Origin of the sequence: Ochrobactrum sp. RH2CCR150, assembly GCA_014138095.1 — a bacterium.
In the GTDB taxonomy this organism is placed as follows: Bacteria; Pseudomonadota; Alphaproteobacteria; order Rhizobiales; family Rhizobiaceae; genus Brucella; species Brucella gambitense.
The window spans coordinates 584,198-608,146 of the sequence record JACGXE010000001.1; the positions used below are offsets into that span (position 1 = coordinate 584,198).

Here is a 23,949-nt window from a genome sequence, read left to right on the forward strand (position 1 = left end):
GAAAACCGGCGGTTTCCCCGCCGGTTTTTTTATGCGGCTTTTTTTGGCCAGGCGGCAAGCTTGCGGGCGAAATGCGACACCGTGCCGTGCAGCAGCATGGTGAAGGCCGCCAGCACAAACAGGCAGGCGAACATCAGATCCACCTTGGCGCGTCCATTGGCGAGCAGCATCAGATAGCCGAGGCCCTTCGATGCACCGACCCATTCACCCACCACGGCACCAATGGGCGCATAGACTGCGGCAAGGCTCAGGCCCGACGCCAGTGAGGGAAAGGCAGACGGAATGCGGATGCGAAACAGGATCGCCATGCGTCCGGCCCCCAGAATTTCCGCCGCGTCGATCAGGCTGCTATCAGTGCGCCGCATGCCGTCAAAGAAGGTGGAAACAATGGGGAAGAAGATCATCAGCACTGTAACCGCGATCTTCGATGCAGGACCGTAGCCGAGCCACAAAGTCAAAATCGGGGCGAGCGCAAAGATCGGGATCGCCTGACTGAACACCATCGCAGGCATGACGAGCCGCTGCGCCAGCGGCGACATCATCAGGCAGATGGCGGTTGCGATGCCGACCGCACTGCCAAGGACAAGACCGCCCAGAACTTCGCCGATGGTGGCGGCGGCGTTTTCTGCAATCAGCCCGGCATTGGTGATCAGCGCCTGCGCCACATCCAGCGGACCGGGCAGAATGAAGCGCGGCATCTGGCCGATGCTCACCACCGCCTGCCAGATCGCCAGCGCCACCGCCGCCGACAGCAAGCCGTCGGCGATGCGCCTTGTGCGGGAACGAGTTAGAACTGCTCCCTCCAACTAAGCCGCCCTTAGCCCCATCGACCAGAACTCGGCTTCGAGCCTGCTTGCGGTGGCAAAAATCTGGCAGAGCCTTGGCCAGCGCGGGCTTTTCTCGAAGTCGTCGCCGATGCGGTCTTTGGCGGCCTGATCGAACAGCTTGCCGACCGTATGGCACATGTCCTGATATTCGGCCCCCGCATAGGTATCGATCCATTCCTGATAGGGCGTGCCGGGCAGGGCGGTCACGGCGAGATTGAGGCCGATCTCGCCATAACCATGCGCGCAGGGCACAAGCGCGGTCAGTAGGTCGAGGAAATCGCCCGCTTGTCCGCAATCGAGCACATAGCGCGTATAGGCTAGATTTTCCGGCTCTTCCTTCGTCGCGTAAAGCTCGTCTTCGCTGATCCCCTCGCGGGCGCAGATGCTGACATGCAGCGGCAGTTCCATATGGGCAAGGCCGTGCATGATATCGGCGCAGAGCCGGGTTTCCTGCAGCGTATTTGCCTTGACGACGCCCAGCGCAAAGGCGCGCGCATAGTGGTGCAGATAGACATAGTCCTGACGGAGATAATGCAGGAAGGCAGCTTTCGGCAGGGTGCCGTCGCCCAGTCCGCGCACGAATTCATGCTCGATATAGGGCTTCCAGTCGCCAAGCGTCGCGGCGCGCAGGCGCGTGAACAGTTGGGATGAATAATGCGGCTGCGGCTGGCTCATGACTTGCTCCCTTCCGCGTTGACGTCGATGGCGAATTTCTCGACCGGCAGGATGGAAGGCACCAGATTGTGCTCCTTGAGATAGGCCTCATAACGCTGCCAGCGACCATAATCGAGGCTCGCAGGCGAGCGTGAGAAGCGCGCCACGGTGTCTTTCCAGGCGCGCTGGTTCAGCTCATCCTTGAGCTCGGTGCTATAGGATGAAAACAGCTCGTAACCCTTGTCCGGGTGATTGACGATATATTGCGCGGCCTTCTCTGTGGCCGAGAGGAAGCGCGAAATCTTGTTCTTTTCCGCCGCATCCAGCTTGGTCGTGGCGGCGACATAGACCAGCTCGTCATAAACCGGCACGCCTTCCTCCTCGACGAAGAAGCATTTGCCGGGCACGCCTTCGACGGCCATCTGGTTCAGTTCGACATTGCGATAAGCACCCATCACAGCGTCGACCTGCTTCGACATCAGCGATGGCGCGAGCGAGAAATTCACATTGATCAGTTCGACATCGGAGAGTTTGACACCGTGCTGGCCGAGAATGGTGCCGAGCAGAGTTTCCTCGGTTCCGGCGACCGAATAGCCGATCTTCTTGCCCTTGAGATCGGCAATGGAATTCACCGATCCGTCGTCGCGGGTCATCAGGCAGTTGAGCGGCGAGTCGATCAAGGTGCCGACGCGGATAAGCGGCAGGCCTTCATGCACCTGAAGATGCACCTGCTGCTGATAGGAAATGGCAAGATCGGCCTGTCCCGCCGCCACCATCTTGGTCGGTGTCGATGCATCGGCAGGCGCGACGATATCCACGTCCAGCCCGGCATCCTTGAAGTAGCCGAGCTTGTCGGCGACGATGATCGGACCATGATCCGGGTTCACATACCAGTCGAGAATGAGCTTCAGCTTGTCATCGGCGTGAGCCGAAGTGGCAACCGTGAAAGCGAGGCCGAACAGGGCGGCGAAGACGGTCTTTTTCATTTGCGTTGCCTTTCCATGGGGGTCTGCTCCAGAGCGTGGCCTGCATAAGCGCGGGTGGTTTCGATCCATTGGCGCAGGCGGCTTTCGGGGTCGGCATTGAGGGTGATGTCGGTGACGACGGAAACGATATCGGCGCCCGCTTCAAAGACGCCCGGTGCGCGTTCGACGCTCATACCGCCGATCCCGACCAGTGGAATATCGCCAATTCGCGCCTTCCATTGGCCAAGGCGGGGCAGGCCCTGCTCGTGCCATTTCATCTTTTTCAAAATGGTCGGGTAGATGGGGCCAAGCGCGATATAGTCTGGCTTTACCGACAGGGCGCGGTCCAGTTCCGCCTCGTCATGGCTCGAAACACCCAGTTTCAAACCACCGGCGCGAATGGCGTCAAGATCGGCATCGTCAAGGTCTTCCTGTCCGAGATGGATGAAGTCGCAACCTTCCTCCAGCGCGAGCTTCCAATAGTCGTTGACTATCAGCTGGCAGTCATGCGCAAGGCAGATTTCCCGTGCGGCGCGGATTTCGCTGCGCAGCTCCGGCTCGGTCTTGTCCTTGGCACGCAACTGCACCAGCTTGACGCCGAGCGGCACCATGCGCTCCAGCCATTTTGCGCTGTCGAAGATCGGGTAGAACGGATCGAGGGCCATTACAAAAACGCCTTTCCGAGAAGAGGGGTGGAAGGTGCCGCCATATCGCGCGCTTCGATGGCGTCCGCTTCAAAAGCGAGCCGCCCGGCTTCAACCGCAAGCGCAAAACCGCGCGCCATGGCGACGGGATCACCAGCCTTGGCGACAGCGGTGTTGATGAGCACGGCGTCATAGCCCAGTTCCATCGCCGCAGCCGCATGGGACGGCACGCCAATGCCGGCATCGACGACAAGCGGAATGTCGGGGAAATGCGCTCGCATGGTCTTCAGCGCATAAGGGTTGTTGAGGCCACGGCCTGAGCCGATGGGCGCGCCCCAGGGCATCAGCACTTTGCAACCGGCTTCAATGAGCTTTTCCGCGACGACAAGATCGTCATTCATATAGGGAAAGACCTCAAAGCCGTCATCGCAGAGTATGCGCGCTGCTTCCACAAGGCCGAACGGATCTGGCTGCAACGTGTCGTGGTCGCCGATCACTTCCAGCTTGATCCAGTTGGTGCCGAAGATTTCACGCGCCATTTTGGCGGTGGTCACCGCTTCACGCGGCGTGTGGCAGCCTGCCGTATTGGGCAGAACGGCCACGCCCAGCTCGCGGATCAGCGCCCAGAAGTCCTGTCCGGCGCGGGCATCGCCGCTTTCACGACGCAGCGACACGGTGACGATATCGCTTTGCGAAGCGCGCACCGCATCCGCCAATATGGCGGGCGATGGATATTGCGCCGTGCCGAGCAACAGGCGGCTTTCGAATTTTTTGCCATAGAATTCAAGCATCTCAGCCTCCCTGCATCGGGGCCAGAACTTCGATGCGGTCGCCAGCCGACAAGGTCGCGGCTGCGCGCTCGTCGCTTGCCACGAATTCGCCGTTCAGCGCAGTTGCGACAACCGCTTCGTCCAGTTCGATCTCGGCGAGCAGTGCCGCCAGATTGGCGGCTGCCGTGGTGATGACTTCACCGTTCAGCACGATTGTCATGCATAGTCCTCCACAAATTCGGGCATGGTTTCGGGCGTGGTCGCGGCCGCAACCGCCATGCGCGCTATCGCCGGCGAAAGCAGGAAGCCGTGGCGGTAAAGCCCGTTGACATAGATGGTTTTGCCACGCCGTCTCACGCGGGGCAGATTGTCTGGAAAAGCAGGGCGCGCATCGACGCCGGTTTCGAGAATTTCCGCCTCGCCGAATGCCGGATGCAGGGCATAGGCCGCGCTCAAAAGTTCCAGTGTTGAGCGCACGCTGATGCCACTGCGCTGATCGCTTTCGATCATCGTCGCGCCGATCATGTGCACGCCGTCGCCGCGCGGCACGATGTAGAGCGGAATGCGCGGATGGAGGAGGCGGACGGGTCGCGAAAGGTTGATGTCACGCGAGCGGACAACCAGCATCTCGCCTTTGACACCGCGCAGATCGGGCAGCACATCGCGGGCACTAAGACCGCGGGCATCGACGATAATATCCGCGTCGATCTTCGCTGCGTCCGCTTCCGTATTGAGCTGGAACACGACGCCCTTTCTTTGCAGGTTTTCGGCCAGCTCAACCAGTGTCTTGCGCGGGTCGAGATGGCCTTCGCGTGCGAAGAACAGGCCCTGCCGGAAACGTCCGGCGAGATCAGGCTCCAGCGCATCAATGCGTTCACTGTCTATTGTGTCGAAGGCTTCCGTGCGGCGTGCGAAGCGGCGCAACTCGCTGGCGTCGCGGTTGTGCGACAGAACCAGAGTGCCTTCGTGCTTGACGCCGGAGACGTGCTTTTCCCACCAGCCAATCGCTTCCTGACCGAGCCGCACCACAGGTTCCTCGGCGCTTTCGCCTTCGCACCATGGCGCCAGCATGCCGCCTGCAAGCCAGGAGCAGCAGTCGGAACCGATCTGCGGGCTGCGGGCAATCACCGTGACGGCGTGGCCCTGATCGGTGAACTCGGCGGCAGTGGCAAGACCGGCAACACCCGCTCCGATGATGGTGACGCGCATCACGCAATCTCCTCCGTTCGGGTTTTCCAGAGGTCATGGAAATGGTGCACCGGCCCATGGCCGTGTCCGATCTTCAATGTGTCGGCAGCGCGGATTGCCCCTTGCAGATAGGTGTGGGCTGCAAGCACCGCTTTTTCGAGCGGCAGGTTCTTGGCAAGCTCCGCAGCAATGGCCGAGGAGAGCGTGCAACCTGTGCCATGGGTGTTGTCGGTCCGGATGCGCGGTGCCTCGACACGCAGCGTCGGCTGATCGCGGCGAACGAGCAGGTCGACGCAAATTTCGCCTTCGGCATGGCCGCCCTTCATCAGAACGGCCTTCGCGCCGAGTTCGAGCAATGCGCGGCCTTGCTGTTCGGCGTCATCGTCATCAAGCGCCAGACCGGAGCCGAGCAGGCAGGCCGCTTCAGGCCGGTTGGGGGTCAAAAGCGTTGCGAGCGGCACCAGTTTCTGGCGCAAAAGCGCAATGGCGTTTTCGCTCAAAAGCCGGTCGCCCGACTTGGCCACCATCACCGGATCGAGAACGATGGGGCCGGAAAAATGGGCAAGCCCGCGCGCAATGGCCTCGATGGTTTCGGGCACGGACACCATGCCGATCTTCACTGCGGCAACATCGAGATCGCTGAAAACGGCGTCTATCTGGCCCGCGACGATGGCGGGCGGGATATCGTGCACCGCGCTCACCGTGCAGGTGTTCTGCACGGTCACAGCGGCAATGACGCTCGCGCCATAGACGCCCAGCGCTGAAAATGTCTTGAGGTCGGCCTGAATGCCAGCACCGCCGCCACTGTCGGAACCGGCAATGGTCACACAGATGGGGGTCACGCAGATGGGCGCAGACAGTGTCTGGCCATTGTTGGATTTGGGTCGGGAGAAACTATGTTTCTGGTTCATCGTATCGTCTCTCATTCCGAACGGAAAGATGAGACGCCATGAACCTGTATGGAGCATAAGCTCCGAGTGGGATGAACCCTGTCCGCGACGCGTCAAACTCCGTTCCCTACGCAGGTATTACCCGGATCAGGTTCAATGGGTTAACGCGAGAACGCGCCTCTCAGCCTCTTTCGAGGCACCCCAACGAATTTTGCTGCCATAGGCATAGGCCGGAAGTTTTGAGTGGTCAAGCCGTCTCTGGCGGTCTTCAGCAGATGCCGGTTCACTTCCCCATGATGGCGGCGCGATAAGAATAAGATCATCAGAAAAAACTAAATGAGCGCCTCCTTCATATATGGTTTGTTAAAACCATTGGTCGTATTGTCCCTGCGGGGAAGTGTGTCCTGGTGGCAGTCCCCGCCTGTTTGTTCGTGCCTGTCTGGTCATGAACTCATGCGGAATATGATGTTCCAGTGAGAGGTTTTATTGGCTAATTTAGACTGACGGCATGTGTCGGCTTGGGGCAAGGGGTTTATAATGGCGAAGCGGAAAGCCGGTCCGGCAGAGGCGGGAGGCTCCATGGCGAGCACATCCCAGCAGGATTTCCGTATTCTGTTCACCACCCATCCGACGCCAATGTGGGTCTATGATCCGCAGACTCTCGGCTTCATCATCATGAACGACGCGGCCTATGCGCTTTACGGCTACACGCCCGACGAGCTGCCGGGCATGACCGTACTTGATATCCGTCCGCATACTGAGCGCGAGCGCATGCTGAGCGCTGTTCGTGATCGCAGCGATCTGGAGCGCCCGGAGCGCTGGCAGCACCGGCGCGCCGACGGCGAAATCATCGAAGTCCTGACCTACGGGCGTGAGGTACAGTTCGATGGCAGGGAAGCTATTCTCGCCATTGTGCAGGACCGGACCGAACTTGCCGAAGCCAACCGGCAGGCGATCCATGCCCAGTCTTTGCTCGATAGCCTTGTCAGCAATCTGCCGCTCGGCGTGTTCATCAAGGACATGCAGGATGAGGGGCGTTACGTGCTCTACAATCAGGCGGCATCGCAGGCGAGCGGCAAGGCGGTCGAGACGGTGGTCGGCTTTACCGACGCGCAACTGATGACGGATCTGGAGCGCCGCCAATATGCGCAGCAGGATCGTCAGGTGATGAGCAAGGGCGAAGCGCTGAGCGTCGAATATAAAACCCATCACGACGATGGAACCCTGCGTATTCTGCGCGTGATCAAGAGTTCCATTCCGCCGATTGACGGCGCTTCGCCGCGCTATCTGATCGGCCTGATCGAAGACGTCACCGAACGACGCGAAATCGAGGCGCGCATGGCCCATATCGCCATGCATGACAGCCTCACGCGATTGCCCAACCGTGCCTATTTCTCCCATCATGTGGAGGAATTGCAGAAAAAGGGCGGTGATGCGGAGCCATTTGCGCTTTTCTATATCGACATCGATCATTTCAAGAGCATCAACGACAATATCGGCCATCAGGCAGGCGACCAGCTTTTGCAGCAGGTGGCCGAGCGGTTGCGTCAGATCACCACGAGCGACCAGTTCATCGCACGGCTCGGCGGCGATGAATTCGCCGTCATTTACCGCAGCGGGACCGTTGGCCAGATCGCCATGTTTGCGGATCGGGTGCTTTCGGCGTTTCAGGAACCGTTCAAGCTCGGCGATAACTCCGAATTCGTCACCTGCAGCATGGGCATCGCGCAGGCGCCGCTGCATGGCGATAATTCCGACGTGCTGATGCGCAATGCCGATCTGGCGCTTCACGCATCGAAATCGAGCGGCAGGCGCAGCTTCCATTTCTACCAGCACTCGCTGCGTCTGGCCGCTGAAAAGCGCCACATCATGACGAGCGAGCTGCGTCAGGCGCTGTCGTCCCAACAGTTCGAACTGCATTACCAGCCGATCTTCAATCTGGAGAGCGGGTTGATTTCCGGTTTCGAAGCACTGATCCGCTGGCGTCATCCCGAACGCGGGATGATTTCCCCGGCGGAATTCATTCCGCTTGCGGAAGAAACCGGATTGATCGGCCCTATCGGTGATTGGGTACTGTTGGCTGCCTGCCGCGAAGCGGTTTCCTGGCCGGAGGACATCAAGGTTTCGGTCAATCTGTCGCCGGTCCAGTTCAGCCAAAGCTCGCTTCTGCACTCTGTAACCGATGCGCTGGACGCGGCCCGCCTGTCGCCGAACCGGCTCGAACTGGAAATCACCGAATCGGTGTTCCTCTCCAACAGCAAGCACAATATCGAGCTGCTGTTCGAGTTGCGCCGCCTTGGCGCTCGCATTGCCATGGACGATTTCGGCACCGGCTATTCCTCGCTCAGCTATCTGCGCTCCTTTCCGTTTGACAAGATCAAGATCGATCGCAGCTTCGTATCCGGGATCGAAGCGGATACGCGTGATCTCGCTATCATCCAGGCGGTGGCCACGCTGGGCGCTGGTTTCAACATTGTCACCACTGCCGAAGGCGTAGAAACAACACAGCAGCTTGAGCGCCTGAGGACCGAACGTTTCGGCGAAGTGCAGGGCTTTCTGACCGGACGCCCGATGCCGGCCAGCGATGTGCAGGCCTTTATCCAGAGCAACAACGGCACCGGTCTCGCCATGCCCGCAGCCCATAACCGGCTGCCAATCTGACCCGGAAAATCCGCCGTCACTACACCGCATTTCCGCTTCCAAAAAAGCGCTTGACCTTCCAACGGTGGGAAGGACTACTTATATGGCAATTCAGAAATTTAGCCTCTCCGGAGGTGTGAAAGGGGACCGCTAAAGGTCTCGAAGAGGATTGCCATGAACAAGCCCGTCGATCACGAATCCATCAGCTTTCCCGTTCCCGTGGAAGGCATGAGCTGCGCATCCTGTGTCTCCTCGGTCGAAAAGGCCGTGTCGAAGGTCGCAGGCGTCGACAAGGTTTCCGTCAATCTCGCCACCGAACGCGCCGATGTTACCTTCAAGGGCACGCCGGATCTGCCTGCCGTCATCGATGCCATCCGCAAGGCGGGTTACGAGGTTCCGTCCGGCAGCATCGATCTCGCCATTGACGGCATGAGCTGCGCCTCCTGCGTCAGCAAAGTCGAAAAGGCGCTGAATGCGGTGCCGGGCGTGACGCGCGCCAACGTCAATCTGGCGACCGAGCGTGCGCATGTGGAACTGGCCGGACAGGTCGAGACCGCCGAACTCGTCAAGGCTGTCGAGAAAGCCGGTTACGAGGCGCGGTCGCTGAACGATCACGCCGACGAAGCACCAGCTGAAACCCAAAGCGAAAAGCGCGATGCCGAAGCTGTTGAACTGAAAAAGAGCGTTCTGCTGGCGGCAGTTTTGACCCTTCCGGTCTTCGTGCTGGAAATGGGATCGCATCTCATTCCCGCTGTCCATATGTTCGTGATGGACCGGGTCGGCATGCAGAATAGCTGGTATCTGCAATTCGTGTTGACCACGCTTGTGTTGTTCGGGCCGGGTCTGCGCTTCTTCAAGAAGGGCATTCCGGCGCTGCTGCGCGCAACACCGGATATGAACTCGCTGGTTGTTGTCGGCACGCTTGCGGCCTGGGGCTTCTCGCTTGTCGCAACCTTCCTGCCGGGCATTTTGCCCGCGGGCACGGTCAACGTTTATTTCGAGGCGGCCGCGGTCATCGTCACGCTGATCCTGATCGGGCGCTATCTTGAAGCGCGCGCCAAGGGACGCACCAGCGCGGCCATCAGCCGTCTGGTCGGCTTGCAGGCCAAGTCGGCCCGGGTGGTGCGCGATGGCGAGACGCTCGATGTGCCGCTCGAAGACGTGCGTGCAGGCGATGTTGTACAAGTGCGCCCCGGCGAGAAAGTGCCGGTCGATGGCGAAGTGATCGAAGGTTCGTCCTATGTCGATGAATCGATGATCACCGGCGAGCCCGTGCCTGTCGCCAAGAACAAGGGTGCGGAAGTGGTTGGCGGCACCATCAACAAAACGGGCGCTTTTACCTTCCGCGCCACCAAGGTTGGCCGCGACATGGTGATCTCGCAGATCATCCGCATGGTGGAAGATGCACAGGCCGACAAGCTGCCCATTCAGGCCAAGGTCGACAAGGTGACAGGCTGGTTCGTGCCCGCCGTCATGGCCGCTGCCGCGCTGACCTTCGTGCTCTGGCTCGCCATTGGCGGCACCGCGATGCTCGGCTATGCGCTGGTCAATGCGATTGCCGTTCTCATCATTGCCTGCCCATGCGCAATGGGGCTGGCAACCCCGACATCGATCATGGTTGGCACCGGTCGCGCGGCAGAGTTCGGTGTTCTGTTTCGCCGTGGCGATGCGCTGCAAACCTTGCGTGATGCAACGATTATCGCTGTCGACAAGACCGGCACGCTGACCCAGGGCAAGCCCGCACTGGCGCATTTTGCAACGGTGGACGGTTTCGACAGGCAAGAACTTCTGGCGCTGGTGGCAGCTGTCGAGGCTCGCTCTGAACATCCGATTGCCGACGCCATCGTGACGGCTGCCAAGGAAAAGGGCCTGAAGCTTGCTGATGTCTCGGCTTTCGAAGCAGTGCCGGGTTTCGGTCTCAAGGCGACGGTATCAGGGCATGAAGTCGCCATCGGCGCCGACCGCTATATGGCCAAACTCGGCCATGATGTGGCGGTATTTGCCGAGGATGCGAAGCGTCTCGGCGATGAAGGCCAATCTCCGCTTTATGCCGCCGTTGACGGTAAGCTTGCGGCCATCATCACGGTCGCCGACCCGATGAAGGAAACCACGCCTGCCGCCATCGCTGCCCTGCACGAGCAGGGGCTTACCGTGGCGATGATCACCGGCGACAATCGCCGCACTGCGCAGGCCATCGCCAAGCGGCTCGGCATTGATGAAGTGGTGGCGGAAGTGCTGCCGGACGGCAAGGTCGAAGCGCTGAAGCGGCTTTCGGCTGGCGGCAAGCGTATTGCTTTCGTCGGTGACGGCATCAACGACGCCCCGGCGCTGGCAGCAGCAGATGTTGGCATTGCCATTGGCACCGGCACGGATATTGCGATTGAAAGCGCGGATGTGGTGCTGATGTCAGGCGACCTGCGCGGTGTTGCAAACGCCATCGCGATATCGAAAGCGACAATCCGCAATATCAGCGAAAACCTCTTCTGGGCCTTCGCCTATAATGTGGCGCTCATTCCGGTCGCTGCCGGTATTCTCTATCCCTTCACCGGCACTTTGCTATCGCCGGTTCTGGCAGCGGGTGCGATGGCGCTGTCGAGCATCTTCGTGCTCAGCAATGCGCTGAGGCTCCGCCGGTTCCAAAGCCCACTCGGCTGACCAACGCAGCAATTCAAACTAACTCCCAAGCAAAGGCGGCTCTCACGAGCCGCCTTTTTTGTTTCCTCTGGTCTTTTTAGATTTCTGCCTAGTTTTATTTGGAGGCAGAGAGTGTCGGTGCATTCGAAACGCAACGACACTCCCACCCATCAGGACTTCTCGCATTCGATGTTTTCCGTGCATTCGGGTTCAGGCACGGCGGTCTGCAGTCACACTTGAAGGGGTATTATTTTGCTTATTTCCTTGACCTCTATCGTCCTTGTGCTGGTCGGGCTGGCGCTCGGCTGGGGCGGTGTCCAGCTCGTTACCCTGGGGGGCAGCTGGTACTACATCATTGCGGCTGTCGGCTTTTTGCTGACAGCCGCTCTCCTCTTGAAAAGAAGCGCGGCGGCTCTGTGGCTCTATGCGCTGATCGTGCTCGGCTCGCTGGGCTGGGCCGTTTATGAAGTCGGTTTCGATTGGTGGCAGCTTGGCGCGCGCGGCGGCATTATCGTGCTGCTTGGCCTCTGGCTTTTGACCCCGTGGATCCGCAAGCCGCTGAATGGCGGGCAGGGCGGCGGTGGCCTGCCGCTGACGGTCGCAAGCGTGATTGCGCTTGCAATCGCCGGTTATTCCATGACACAGGACCCCTACAATATTGCGGGCAGTCTCCCGACAGACAAGGTTGCGGCGACACCCGATCTGGGCGGCAATGTACCGGACGGTGAATGGCACCAATATGGCCGCACACCCTATGGCCAGCGTTATTCGCCGCTGTCGCAGATCACGCCGGACAATGTCTCCAAATTGCAGGTTGCCTGGCAGTACCAGACCGGTGACGTGAAGCAGCCGCAAGATGTCGGCGAAACCACCTATCAGGTGACGCCGCTCAAGATTGGCGACTCGCTCTATCTCTGCACGCCGCATAATTGGGCGATTGCGCTCGACGCCGCGACCGGCAAGGAAAAGTGGAAGTTTGACCCGAAAGTCGGCTTCAACACCGACCGCCAGCACCAGACCTGCCGTGGCGTGAGCTACTGGAAGGACTCCAATGCAACGGCTGGCGCCAAATGCGCCGAGCGGGTCTATCTGCCGACCTCGGATGCCCGCCTGATCGCGCTTGATACGGCGACCGGTGAAATCTGCACCGATTTTGCCAATGGCGGCACGCTCGATCTCAGCCATGGCATGAAGTTTAATCCGGCCGGTTATTATTACTCGACCTCGCCTCCGGCTGTTGTTGGCGACAAGATCATTGTCGGCGGCGCCGTCAACGACAATTACTCGACGGAAGAACAGTCGGGCGTCATCCGCGCCTTCGATATCCGCACGGGCCAGCTTATCTGGAACTGGGATTCGGGTAATCCGGACGTCACGACACCGTTGCCGGAAGGCCAGTTCTACACGACGAATTCGCCCAATAGCTGGTCGGTCTCCAGCGTGGACGAAAAACTCGGCCTGATCTTCGTTCCGCTTGGCAATCAGGTGCCTGACCAGCTCGGCATGGGACGCAGCGAAAATGTGGAGAAATATTCCTCCTCCATCGTCGCACTTGATGTGAATACGGGTCAGGTGAAGTGGGTGCGCCAGACGGTCCATCACGATCTGTGGGATATGGACGTTCCGGCGCAGCCGGTTCTGCTTGATATCAACGGTACGCCAGCGCTGGTCGGTCCGACCAAGCAGGGCGACCTCTATGTGCTCGACCGCCGCACCGGCGAGCCGATCATTCCGATCAAGGAAATTCCGGCCCCGACCGGCACAATCTCGGAAGATCATTCGTCGCCAACGCAGCCGATTTCCGATCTGACCTTCAGCCCACCAGCATTGCGCGAAAGCGATATGTGGGGCGTGACGATGTTCGATCAGCTCGCCTGCCGCATCAAGTTCCACCAGCTGGCCTATGAGGGGCGCTACACGCCGCCGTCGCTGAAGGGCACCATTGTCTATCCGGGCAATTTCGGTGTCTTCAACTGGGGCAGTGTGGCCGTTGATCCGGTGCGTCAGGTGATGTTCGGCATGCCGACCTATCTGGCCTTCACCTCGCGCCTTGTTCCGCGTTCGGAAATTCCGCCGAAGGGACAGGATGAAAAGGGCAGCGAACAGGGACTGAACCGCAATGATGGTGCGCCTTATGGCGTCTTCATGGGACCGTTCCTCGGACCGCTCGGCATTCCGTGCCAGACTCCGCCATGGGGCTATGTTGCGGGCGTCGATCTGCGAACCGGCAAGACCGTCTACAAGCATCGCAATGGCACCATTCGCGATATGGCGCCGGTTCCGCTGCCGCTGAAAGTCGGCGTGCCGGGCATCGGTGGTCCGATGATTACGGCGGGCGGCGTTGCCTTCCTCGGCGCAGCTGTCGACGATTATTTGCGCGCCTATGATCTGACCAGCGGTAAGGTGCTTTGGGAAGCGCGTCTGCCCGCAGGCGGACAGGCGACGCCGATGTCCTATACGGTTGGCGATCAGCAATTTGTGCTGATGGTTGCCGGTGGGCACGGTTCTATCGGCACCAAGCCGGGCGATTACGTCATCGCCTATACGCTTCCAAAAAGCTAACTCCCAAAGGGAGCTGCAATAAAAACGCCGGGAGAAATCCCGGCGTTTTTTCATCTGAAGATGTGGATCGGTCAGACCTTGCTGTGCAGCAATTCGCCCTTGCGCGCGGCGGGGCGCTTGCGCGGCTCGGCGGCATTTTCCGCAAGCTGGTGAATGATCGGACAGTCGGGGCGATTGTCGCCATGGCAGTTCTTTGCCAGATGGCGCAGCGTGTCGGCCATTTCCTGAAGCTGGAGCATCTTGGTTTCAAGCTCCTCGACATGAACGAGCGCGACCTTCTTCACATCGGCGGATGCGCGGTTGCGGTCACGCCAGAGCGCCAGCAGTTCCTTGATTTGTTCGACCTGAAAACCGAGATCGCGGCTGCGGCGAATAAAGCGCAGCGTCTCGACATCTTTTTGCGTGTAGACGCGATAGCCGGAATCCGTGCGATCAGCAGCCTCGATAAGCTCGATGGTTTCATAATGGCGGATCATCTTCGCCGATATGCCTGATGCTGTGGCTGCCTGCCCGATATTCATTCCGTTCCTCGCCCAATGTTGGTTTAACAGGATATAGGAGCGCAATATGGCTATTCAAAGGGGTACGGGCCGGTTCAGGCGTCTCTTCCGGCCTGTTTCATGAGATAATGTTCGAGGGTTTGAAAGCCGTCGAAGATCAGAATGGCCAGCGCCGCGACGACGAGACCGCCTTGCAGCACGAAAGCGAGGTTGTTGGAGATGAGGCCGGCAATGATCACTTCGCCAAGCGTGCTGGCCGCGACCGTCGAGCCGATGGTGGCGGTGGCAAGGCCGATGACCGCCGACAGCCTTATTCCGGCAAGGATGACGGGCATGGCAAGCGGCATTTCAACTTTGACCAGACGCTGCATTCCCGTCATGCCCATGCCGCGTGCTGCTTCTACAACGGGCGCGGGAAGAGTGGTCAGGCTGGTCAGGGTGTTTTCGAAAATTGGCAGAAGCCCATAGAGAAACAGCGCGATCAGCGTCGGCTTGTCGCCGAAACCGAAAACCGGCACAGCAAGCGCCAGAACCGCGACGGGCGGAAATGTCTGGCCGATATTCACCAGACTGCGCGAAAGCGGCAAAAACTCTGCGCCCTGCCGTCTGGTCACGAAGATTGCCATGGCGACTGCAACCAGTGTCGATATCAGGGTGGCCAGCGCCACCAGCCCCAGATGCTGCAAGGTCAGCGTCAACAGATTGGCGCGGTCATAGATGACGGGTGCGCCATCGCTGACCAGCGGGCGGAAGACGGGTTCGAACAGATGCGGCTGCATCAGAAACAGAACGAGCACCGCCAGGAGCGCCAGCCGTGGAATGATGGAAACGAACAGCCTCATGCCGGGCGTTCCGCTTTCCGCAACAGTCTTTCCAGCGTCACGCGGCCGAGTGGCCTGCCGTCGCCATCGAGAACCGGCAATGCATTGCGACCCGACCATAAAAGCTCGGCCAGCGCGTCGCGTTGCGAGGCAGAGACGGGCATGGCGTCGCCGCTGGCGTCACCCGGTTGCAGGACCGTTTTCAGATCAGTCAGCGAGAGCAGGCGGAACGGGCGCTCGCCGGTGCCGACCAGCCTTTCGACGAACTCCGTTGCAGGCCGTGCCAGAATTTCCGCGGGCGGGCCATATTGCAAAAGCTTTCCGTCATCCATGACCGCAATATGGTCGCCGAGCGAAATCGCTTCCTCCATATCATGCGTGACCAGCAGGATCGTGGTGCCGAAACGGCGCTGGATGGCCTTCAGGTCTTCCTGCGCCTTGGCGCGGATGACCGGGTCGAGCGCGCCGAAAGGTTCGTCCATCAGCAATATGTTCGGTTCCGCCGCCAGCGCCCGTGCGACACCAACGCGCTGCTGCTGGCCGCCCGACAGTTCCTGCGGGTAACGGTCGCGATAGTCTGCCGGTTCAAGCTGAAACAGATCAAGCAATTCATCGACGCGGGCATTGATCCGCTGTTTCGTCCAGCCGAGCAGAACCGGCACTGTGGCAATGTTTTCCGCAACTGTGCGATGTGGAAAGAGCCCGTGTTGCTGGATGACGTAACCGATCCGCCGCCTCAGGGCGTGACCGGGCTCGTCCATATTGCTGTGCCCGTCAATGCGGATTTCGCCTTCGGTCGGTTCGACAAGGCGGTTGACCATGCGCAGCAAGGTGGTCTTGCCCGAACCGGATGTGCCGACAATGGCCGCAATACTATGCGGCTCGACGGAAAAGCTGACCGCATCCACCGCAGCCCGGCCATTATAGCGCTTGGTAATCCGGTCGAACTCGATCATTGCGCGGTTCCTTTCCCGGCGATTTCAATGGCGGCGTCGAGCAGAACGGCAGCGCCGAAGGCCAGCAGAACCGTTGGCAGCGCGCCAAGCAGCACGAGATCCATGGCTGTCTGCCCGATCCCCTGAAAGACGAATGTGCCGAAACCGCCGCCGCCGATCAGCGCGGCGATGGTGGTCAGGCCGATGTTCTGCACCATGACGATGCGAATGCCGGTGAGGATGACCGGAAACGCCAGGGGAAACTCGGTCTTGAACAGCCGTTGCAGGCGCGTCATGCCCATACCGCGCGCGGCATCGCTGACCGGCTCTGGCACCTGCGCCAGTCCCGCCACCGTATTGGCGACGATGGGCAGAAGCGAATAGAGAAACAGGGCGACAAAGGCAGGCGCTGCACCGATACCGCGAATGCCGAGGCTCGCCGCCCATGGCGCGTTTGCGGCAAGCCAGCCGAGCGGTGCAATCAATATGCCGAACAGCGCCATCGATGGGATGGTCTGAACGATGTTGAGGCTGTTCAGCACCAGACCGCGCAGCCGCGGCACACGATGGCAGATAAGCCCGAGCGGAATGCCGATGACCGTTGCCGCGACAAGCGAACCGAGCGCCAGTTCCACATGGCGACGGGCTTCATTCCAGAAACTGTCGGCGCGGCTGAGATATTCCTTCATGAAGGAGAGATTGTCCCACAGCCCCGATGCGAGCAGCGCATAGAGAAGAAGGGCGGCGAGTGTCAGCAAACCCACCCGCACCAGCGGCCGCACTTGCAGGCGCACCAGAGCATCGGCGACTGAAATGCCGCTGGTGAAGAGCAGCAGCCAGAAGCCTGATGCCGGTGAAACGCGCGAGTAATTGTTGCCAGCTGGAGAAAGATGCGTTGCCGCAAGTCCTATCGCGATCAGCATGGCGGCAAGCCCGGCAAGGCTTGCGCCCAGTCGCAACATGCGGCCTGTTGAAAACAGGGCGACCAACAGCCAGACGATGACAATGACGAGCAGCAGCGCGGCTTCACCAACGGGCAAGGCGTCGAGCAGAAAGCGCGGTTCGCCCTGAACGATGCGGTTGGCGCGGAAGGTGGCAAAGGGCAACAACAGTCCGGCGATGGCCAGAACGGTTATAACGAGACCAAGCCTGTCGACACGACCGAACAGGCCATGCGGGGCCTTTTCAGCATTCGCCGAATTGGAATGAGGAACTGCGATTCTATCCGGCAACGTGTCGCCTTTATCCGCCTATTTCAGAAAGCCGTTCTTCTTCAGGAAGTCCTCGGCGACCGCCTTGGCCGGTTCACCGCCAAGCTGGACACGACCGTTCAGTTCCTGAAGCGTGGTCAGGTCGAGCTTTGCAAAAACCGGCTTCAGCAGTTCTTCGATCTTCGGGTTCTTTTTCAGCACTTCCTCGCGGATTATGGGGGCGGGCTGGTAGACAGGCTGCACATGCTTGTCGTCTTCAAGCACCACAAGACCGGACGGCGCAATGCCGCCATCCGTGCCATAGACCATTGCCGCATTTGCGCCATTCGTCTGGTTGGCGGCGGCGGCAATGGTCGCCGCCGTATCGCCGCCAGACAGCGTGATGAGCTGATCCTGCTTCAGCGTGAAGCCATAGGCAGTCTGGAAAGCGGGCAGGGCGGCAGCCGAATTCACGAATTCCGACGAGGCGGCCAGAATGACCTTGCCGCCACCGGAAGCATATTTGCCGAAATCGCTGAGACTGGCGAGCTTGTTCTCGTCGGCCACGTCCTTGCGCAGCGCAATGCCCCAGGTGTTGTTGGCAGGCGAAGGCGACAGCCAGACAATCTTGTTGGCGTCGTAATCGAGCTTCTTTGCCGTCTCAAACGCCTTGGCCGGGTCTTTCCAGAGCGGATCATCCGCCTTGTTGAAGAAGAAGGCCGCATTGCCGGTATATTCCGGGTAAATATCGATCTCACCGGCCACGATTGCCTTGCGCACCACCGGCGTTGCGCCCAGCTGGATGCGGTCGGTCGTCTGAATGCCATTGGCGTTGAGGACGGCGAGAATGATATTGCCCAGCACACCGCCTTCCGTATCGATCTTGGATGAAACGACAACCTGCGATTGTGCTGGACTGGAAAGTCCCGTCGCGCCGGCAAGCAGGGTGATTGCGATGGCTGCGCCTTTCAGAAGACCTCGGTGTGACATATTCCTCGTCCCATATCGCTTATTTACGTTACCAATAACCTATAGCGCGACAGCAAAAAGGAAACCTTGGGTGGAACCGGCTCCTGACAGCTGTCTGTCAGGAGGGCTGGCGATGGACAGATCGGGCGGAGATTTGGCCTGATGTCACCATGTCGCGAAATGGTGTGCATGTCGTATTTATGGCGTCTTTTGACGCAAGCCTGCTGTCGGGTTTTCACAGGACACAATAGAAATATCATCAAAGGCTTCGCATGTGCCGTCAGGGTGCATGCGGTCGCGAAACTGGTGGTTGTTCATGTCCCGCTTTTCTGCAGCTTCTATTATCAAAAACGCGCTTTCCGGTAACAAGAACTGGGACCCGCAATGGCCCAATGCCGAACCCAAGGCCGAATATGACGTCATCATCGTCGGCGCGGGCGGGCATGGTCTGGGCGCGGCCTATTATCTGGCCAAGGAACACGGCATCACCAATGTCGCGGTGATCGAAAAGGGCTGGCTCGGCGGCGGCAATACGGGGCGCAACACCACCATCATTCGCTCCAACTATCTCTATGACGAGAGTGCGCATCTTTACGAACATGCGGTGAAGCTGTGGGAAGGTCTCAGCCAGGACCTCAACTACAACGTCATGTTCTCGCAGCGCGGCGTCATGATGCTGGCGCATACGGTGCATGACGTGCAGAGCTTCAAGCGCCATATCCATGCCAACCGCCTCAACGGCATCGACAATGAATGGCTGTCGAAGGAAGAAGCCAAGGAATATTGCCCGCCGCTCGATATTTCGCCCAATGCCCGCTATCCGGTGGTCGGCGCCACCTTGCAGCGTCGCGGCGGCGTGGCCCGTCACGATGCGGTGGCCTGGGGCTATGCGCGCGGCGCGACCCAGCGCGGCGTGGATATCATCCAGAATTGTCCGGTTCTGTCGATCCGTCGCGATGCTTCGGGCCGTGTGACCGGCGTGGAAACCGCGCGCGGCTTCATCAAGGCCAAGAAGGTTGCGGTTTCAACCGCTGGCAACACTTCGGTCGTCATGGATACGGCTGGCGTGCGCATGCCGCTTGAAAGCTTCCCGCTTCAGGCGCTGGTGTCGGAGCCGGTCAAGCCGGTCTTCCCGTGCGTGGTCATGTCCAACACCGTTCACGCCTATATCAGCCAGTCCGACAAGGGTGAACTGGTGATCGGTTCCGGTACGGACCAGTACACCTCCTACAGCCAGCGCGGCGGCCTGCCACTGATCGAGCATACGCTGGCGGCAATCTGCGAAATCTTCCCGATCTTCACCCGCATGCGCATGCTGCGCAAATGGGGCGGCATCGTCGACGTCACCCCGGATCGCTCGCCGATCATCGGCAAGACGCCGGTTCCGGGTCTCTATGTCAATTGCGGCTGGGGCACTGGCGGCTTCAAGGCGACGCCGGGTTCGGCGCATGTCTTTGCCCACACCATCGCCCGCGACGAACCGCACTGGATCAACGCGCCGTTCACGCTCGACCGTTTCAAAACCGGTCGCCTGATCGACGAAGCGGCAGCCGCCGCGGTTGCGCACTGAGGAAATATCGACATGCTTTTGATCCGTTGCCCTTATTGCGAAATGGAACGTCCGGAACTTGAGTTCGCCTATGCGGGCGAAGCGCATATTGCGCGTCCTGCCGATCCTTCGACCTATTCCGATGATGAATGGCGCGATTTCCTGTTCATCCGCTCCAACCCGCGCGGGACGCATTTCGAGCGCTGGCGGCACATCAATGGTTGCGGCCGCTTCTTCAATGCGGTGCGCGACACGGTGAGCGACAAATTCGTCACGACCTACAAGGCCGGTGAAGCGCGCCCTGTACTGGCAGACGGACAGGAACAAACGCCCGCTGCGGAGACGAAATAATGACCGACATGCGTTTGAACAATAAAGGCCGCATCAACAAGGCCAAGCCGGTACGCTTTTCCTTCAACGGCAAGACCTATGCGGGCTTTGAGGGCGATACGCTTGCTTCGGCGCTTCTGGCCAATGGCGAGCATCTGGCGGGCCGTTCGTTCAAGTATCACCGTCCGCGCGGCATTCTTTCCGCCGGTTCCGAAGAGCCGAATGCGCTGATGGGCGTTTCGCGTGGTGAGGGCCGTTACGAGCCGAACACCCGCGCCACCGTGCTGGAGCTTTATGACGGGCTGAAGGCGGAAAGCCAGAACCACTGGCCATCGCTCAAGCATGATGTCGGCGCGGTCAACGATGCCTTCTACATGTTCTTCTCGGCGGGCTTCTACTACAAGACCTTCATGTGGCCGAAGAGCTTCTGGAACAAGGTCTATGAGCCTTTCATCCGGGGCGCCGCCGGTCTTGGTAAATCGCCGTCCGAGGCCGATCCCGACAGCTATGCCAGCCGCTATGCCTATTGCGACGTGCTGGTGGTGGGTGCCGGGCCTGCCGGTCTTGCCGCAGCCTTTGAAGCCGCCAAGAGCGGCGCGAAAGTTTTCCTCTGCGACGAACAGGCGGAAATGGGCGGTTCGCTCCTGTCCGAGCCGGAGCCCGTCATCAATGGCCGCACCAGCTGGGATTGGCTGAACGAAACGCTGGCGACACTGGGTTCGCTGCCGAATGTCACGCTTTTGCCGCGCACCACGGCGATTGGCTATTATCATCAGAACATGGTCGGCCTTTGCCAGCGCCTGACCGATCATCAGGCAAAGCCTGCCGCCAATGCCCCGCGTGAGCGCATGTGGCGCGTGCGCGCCAAACAGGTCGTGCTGGCGCAGGGTTCAATCGAAAAGCCGCTGGTCTTTGCTGGCAATGACCGTCCGGGTGTGATGCTGGCCGGTGCCGCACGCACCTATCTCAATCGTTACGGCGTCAAGGTCGGCGAAAAGGCTGTCGTCGTTACCTCGCATGATTCCGCCTGGCTTACGGCCTTCGATCTCGCAGTTGCGGGTGTCAAGGTTCCGGCCATTATCGATGTGCGCGAACACGTCGCCGACAGTCTGGTAAACCGCGCCAAGATGCTCGGCATCGAGACGCTGACCGGCTGGACCGTCAGCGATACGGCAGGCCGTCATCGCGTTGCGTCTGTTCGCGTCAATCCGGTCAGGAACGGTTCGGTCGGCTCGGCGCGCACCATTGCCTGCGATGTCGTGCTGATGTCTGGCGGCTGGAACCCGAGCGTGCATCTGTTCTCGCACACCAAGGGTTCGCTCATCTGGGATGAGGAACGCCAGATCTATCTGCCGGGCGAACGCACGGAAGAAAGCCGCTGCGCCGGTGCCGGTAACGGCAATTTCGATCTTCAGGCTTCCTTGCGCGAGGGGGCTGCCAGCGGTGCTGCGGCAGCAAATGACGCCGGATACAAGGCCAAGGCGCTGGAATATGCGGTCGCGGGCGACTTCGTCTGCGCAGGCGTCAACTGCCGCGAACTGCCGACGGATCGCGATCCCGGCAAGGCAAAAGCCTTTATCGATTTCCAGAACGACGTGACGGCCAAGGATATCCGCCTTGCAGTGCGCGAGGGCTTCCGCTCCATCGAGCATATCAAGCGCTATACCACCAACGGCATGGCGACGGATCAGGGCAAGACCTCGAACATCAACGGTCTTGCAGTTGCATCCGATGCGCTCAGCCGTCCTGCACCGCAGGTGGGTCTGACGACATTCCGTCCGCCCTATACGCCGACGACCTTCGGCGCTTTCTGCGGTTACAATCGCGGCAAGCTGTTCGACGTGACGCGCAAAACGCCGATTGACCCTTGGGCTGAAGAACAGGGTGCTGCTTTCGAGCCGGTCTCGCTGTGGCGTCGTGCATGGTATTTCCCGAAGGCCGGCGAAGACATGCACAAGGCTGTTGCGCGTGAGTGCAAGGCCGTGCGCACCAGCCTCGGCATGTTCGACGCGTCGACGCTCGGCAAGATTGAGGTGGTCGGCCCGGATGCGGCTGAATTCATGAACCGCATGTACACCAATCCATGGACGAAGCTGGGTGTCGGGCGCTGCCGCTATGGTCTGCTGCTCGGTGAAGACGGCTTTATCCGCGACGATGGTGTGGTCGGCAGGTTGTCGCAGGACCGTTTCCATGTCACGACGACGACCGGCGGCGCGCCGCGCGTTCTCAATATGATGGAGGATTATCTCCAGACGGAATGGCCGGACCTGAAAGTATCGCTGACGTCCACGACCGAACAATGGGCCGTGGTGGCGCTGAACGGACCGAATGCGCGCAAGCTCATCGAGCCGATGGTCGAGGGCGTGGATATTTCCGACGAAGCTTTTCCGCATATGTCGGTGGCGGAATGCACATTCCTCGGCGTACCGGCGCGTCTGTTCCGCATGAGCTTTACCGGCGAACTCGGCTTCGAAATCAATGTCCCGTCGCGTTACGGTCTGGCTCTGTGGAAGGCGCTTTATGAAGCGGGCCAGAAATATGACGTCACGCCTTATGGCACCGAGACCATGCACGTGCTGCGCGCCGAAAAGGGCTATATCATTGTCGGACAGGACACGGACGGCACGGTAACGCCGGATGACGCAGCACTTGGCTGGGCCATCGGCAAGCAGAAGCCGGATTTCGTCGGCAAGCGTTCGCTGGCGCGTCCGGATATGCTGAAGAAGGATCGCAAGCATCTGGTTGGCCTGCTGCCAAAGGACCCGAAACTGGTTCTGGAGGAAGGCGCACAGATTGTCGCCGATCCGAAACAGGCTGTGCCGATGACCATGCTCGGTCACGTCACCTCGTCCTATTGGAGCGAGACGCTGGGCCGCTCTTTCGCCATGGCGCTGATTGCCGGTGGCAAGGATCGCACGGGCGAGACCATCTATATGCCGATGCCGGATGGCACCGCGCATGAGGCGGAAATTACTGGGCTCGTCTTCTATGACCCAGAAGGCAAGAAGCTGAACGGATAAGGATCGCATCATGCTGCAACAGACCAACCCTTTTGCGAGCCGCGCGGTTGCTATTCCGGGACGGCTTGATATTCGCCCCGCCGCTGATGGCGCACGCTTTGTCCTGCGCTTCAATCCGGGAAAACTGGCGCTGGCGGAAAAGGCGCTCGGGGCAACGATTCCCGCCAAAATCGGCGGACTCGAGAAAACCGGCGACATCGCCGTCGCCTGCATTGGGCCGGATGAATGGTTTATCTGGGCCGATGACAGCAAGGCTGGCGCCATCATCGCGGCTTTCGCGAGCCTCTACGAGACCGAACCGCATGCGCTGGTTGAAGTGAGCCATCGCGAGACTGGCATCGATGTTACCGGCCCGCAGGCCGAGTGGCTGCTCAATGCAGCTTCACCGCTCGATCTGGCTTCGATGGCCGCACCCGGTGCTGCACGCACGATCTTCGATCGCGTACAGATCATTCTGCTGAAATGGGATGCGGATCACTACCGCGTGGAAGTATGGAACTCGCTGGCCGATCACGTCTGGACCCTGCTCGAAACCGCAAGCCGCGAAGTCGAACTCGACGTCTGATCGCCCAACTTAGCGATCGCTCAATATTCAAAAACGCCGCCCGTTTCGGGCGGCGTTTTTGCATGCTCATAGCGCCGACTTCTCCTTCCCTCATCCTGAGGAGCCATTGAAAATGGCGTCTCGAAGGATAAGGGAAAACGAACCCAGCGCCCGCCCTCGTCCTTCGACACGGTGCTTCGCACCGGCTCAGGATGAGGGGGAAGCCACAAGGCAAACTGCTTCTGCGGTTCCCCACCGTTGATCCGGCACATATTCAATTGAAACGCGCTCTGATCCCAATTTCAGTCTTGCCTTCT

The 23,949-nt window shown here is 60.0% G+C and carries 20 protein-coding genes and 1 riboswitch; of the genes, 7 read left to right on the plus strand and 13 right to left on the minus strand.

The annotated features are described in order from the left end of the window. Positions 1 to 29: 29 nt before the first annotated feature. Genes FHW03_RS02635 through thiD form a run of 8 tightly spaced genes read right to left on the minus strand, consistent with a single transcriptional unit; the run spans position 30 to position 5,959 of the window. Complete coding sequence (locus FHW03_RS02635) at positions 30 to 806, minus strand: ABC transporter permease (protein ID WP_182519224.1); 777 nt, start codon at positions 804 to 806, stop codon at positions 30 to 32. Then, on the minus strand, positions 807 to 1,502 hold the full coding sequence (gene tenA / locus FHW03_RS02640; RefSeq protein WP_182519225.1) for a thiaminase II: 696 nt from the start codon (positions 1,500 to 1,502) through the stop codon (positions 807 to 809). It lies immediately after the preceding gene. Further along, positions 1,499 to 2,467, minus strand: coding sequence for an ABC transporter substrate-binding protein (locus FHW03_RS02645; RefSeq protein ID WP_182519226.1), 969 nt, complete (start codon positions 2,465 to 2,467; stop codon positions 1,499 to 1,501). Before FHW03_RS02645 ends, tenA begins: the two co-directional genes overlap by 4 nt. Continuing rightward, positions 2,464 to 3,111, minus strand: coding sequence for a thiamine phosphate synthase (locus tag FHW03_RS02650; protein WP_182519227.1), 648 nt, complete (start codon positions 3,109 to 3,111; stop codon positions 2,464 to 2,466). Before FHW03_RS02650 ends, FHW03_RS02645 begins: the two co-directional genes overlap by 4 nt. After that, positions 3,111 to 3,881: a thiazole synthase gene (locus tag FHW03_RS02655; protein WP_182519228.1), complete on the minus strand. Its 771-nt coding sequence runs from the start codon at positions 3,879 to 3,881 to the stop codon at positions 3,111 to 3,113. Before FHW03_RS02655 ends, FHW03_RS02650 begins: the two co-directional genes overlap by 1 nt. A gap of 1 nt (position 3,882) precedes the next feature. After that, entirely contained in the window at positions 3,883 to 4,080 is a 198-nt protein-coding gene (gene thiS / locus FHW03_RS02660; RefSeq protein ID WP_010658054.1) for a sulfur carrier protein ThiS, read from the minus strand. After that, on the minus strand, positions 4,077 to 5,069 hold the full coding sequence (gene thiO / locus FHW03_RS02665) for a glycine oxidase ThiO (protein ID WP_182519229.1): 993 nt from the start codon (positions 5,067 to 5,069) through the stop codon (positions 4,077 to 4,079). Before thiO ends, thiS begins: the two co-directional genes overlap by 4 nt. Further along, positions 5,069 to 5,959 carry a bifunctional hydroxymethylpyrimidine kinase/phosphomethylpyrimidine kinase gene (thiD, locus tag FHW03_RS02670; RefSeq protein WP_182519230.1) on the minus strand — a complete coding sequence of 297 codons (891 nt, stop codon included), beginning with the start codon at positions 5,957 to 5,959 and terminating at the stop codon, positions 5,069 to 5,071. The genes thiO and thiD overlap by 1 nt, the downstream gene beginning before the upstream one ends. Positions 5,960 to 6,045: 86 nt before the next feature. Beyond that, positions 6,046 to 6,152: riboswitch (TPP riboswitch) on the minus strand. Between the two features lie 422 nt (positions 6,153 to 6,574). Here thiD and FHW03_RS02675 point away from each other — a divergent pair. The 3 genes from FHW03_RS02675 (at position 6,575) to FHW03_RS02685 (ending at position 13,774) form a co-directional block, all read left to right on the plus strand. Then, positions 6,575 to 8,599: a putative bifunctional diguanylate cyclase/phosphodiesterase gene (locus FHW03_RS02675; RefSeq protein WP_377514047.1), complete on the plus strand. Its 2,025-nt coding sequence runs from the start codon at positions 6,575 to 6,577 to the stop codon at positions 8,597 to 8,599. 153 nt (positions 8,600 to 8,752) lie between these two features. Then, entirely contained in the window at positions 8,753 to 11,233 is a 2,481-nt protein-coding gene (locus tag FHW03_RS02680; RefSeq protein WP_182519232.1) for a heavy metal translocating P-type ATPase, read from the plus strand. A 231-nt stretch (positions 11,234 to 11,464) separates the two neighbouring features. After that, positions 11,465 to 13,774 (plus strand): glucose/quinate/shikimate family membrane-bound PQQ-dependent dehydrogenase, encoded by a 2,310-nt coding sequence (locus FHW03_RS02685; protein WP_182519233.1) that lies wholly within the window; start codon positions 11,465 to 11,467, stop codon positions 13,772 to 13,774. Between the two features lie 71 nt (positions 13,775 to 13,845). On the opposite strand, the gene cueR is transcribed toward FHW03_RS02685, so the two are convergent. The 5 genes from cueR to FHW03_RS02710 all read right to left on the minus strand — a co-directional run bounded on the left by cueR (position 13,846) and on the right by FHW03_RS02710 (position 18,210). Continuing rightward, a complete protein-coding gene (gene cueR, locus FHW03_RS02690; protein WP_182519234.1) occupies positions 13,846 to 14,295 on the minus strand; it encodes a Cu(I)-responsive transcriptional regulator in 450 nt (149 codons plus the stop codon). A 74-nt stretch (positions 14,296 to 14,369) separates the two neighbouring features. After that, positions 14,370 to 15,116 carry an ABC transporter permease gene (locus FHW03_RS02695; protein WP_182519235.1) on the minus strand — a complete coding sequence of 249 codons (747 nt, stop codon included), beginning with the start codon at positions 15,114 to 15,116 and terminating at the stop codon, positions 14,370 to 14,372. Further along, positions 15,113 to 16,051 (minus strand): ABC transporter ATP-binding protein, encoded by a 939-nt coding sequence (locus FHW03_RS02700; protein WP_182519236.1) that lies wholly within the window; start codon positions 16,049 to 16,051, stop codon positions 15,113 to 15,115. The genes FHW03_RS02695 and FHW03_RS02700 overlap by 4 nt, the downstream gene beginning before the upstream one ends. Continuing rightward, entirely contained in the window at positions 16,048 to 17,250 is a 1,203-nt protein-coding gene (locus FHW03_RS02705; RefSeq protein ID WP_377514049.1) for an ABC transporter permease, read from the minus strand. The genes FHW03_RS02700 and FHW03_RS02705 overlap by 4 nt, the downstream gene beginning before the upstream one ends. Before the next feature lie 30 nt (positions 17,251 to 17,280). Then, positions 17,281 to 18,210, minus strand: a complete 930-nt coding sequence (locus tag FHW03_RS02710; protein ID WP_182519237.1) for an ABC transporter substrate-binding protein — start codon at positions 18,208 to 18,210, stop codon at positions 17,281 to 17,283. Positions 18,211 to 18,505: 295 nt separating this feature from the next. On the opposite strand from FHW03_RS02710, the gene FHW03_RS02715 reads away from it, so the two are divergent. The 4 genes from FHW03_RS02715 to FHW03_RS02730 are packed head-to-tail and all read left to right on the plus strand — an operon-like array spanning position 18,506 to position 23,653. Further along, positions 18,506 to 19,759: a sarcosine oxidase subunit beta family protein gene (locus tag FHW03_RS02715; RefSeq protein WP_182519238.1), complete on the plus strand. Its 1,254-nt coding sequence runs from the start codon at positions 18,506 to 18,508 to the stop codon at positions 19,757 to 19,759. Positions 19,760 to 19,771: 12 nt separating this feature from the next. Further along, positions 19,772 to 20,089, plus strand: coding sequence for a sarcosine oxidase subunit delta (locus FHW03_RS02720; protein WP_182519239.1), 318 nt, complete (start codon positions 19,772 to 19,774; stop codon positions 20,087 to 20,089). Further along, complete coding sequence (locus tag FHW03_RS02725) at positions 20,089 to 23,088, plus strand: sarcosine oxidase subunit alpha (protein ID WP_182519240.1); 3,000 nt, start codon at positions 20,089 to 20,091, stop codon at positions 23,086 to 23,088. The genes FHW03_RS02720 and FHW03_RS02725 overlap by 1 nt, the downstream gene beginning before the upstream one ends. A 10-nt stretch (positions 23,089 to 23,098) precedes the next feature. Continuing rightward, a complete protein-coding gene (locus FHW03_RS02730) occupies positions 23,099 to 23,653 on the plus strand; it encodes a sarcosine oxidase subunit gamma (protein ID WP_182519241.1) in 555 nt (184 codons plus the stop codon). Positions 23,654 to 23,949: the final 296 nt, after the last annotated feature.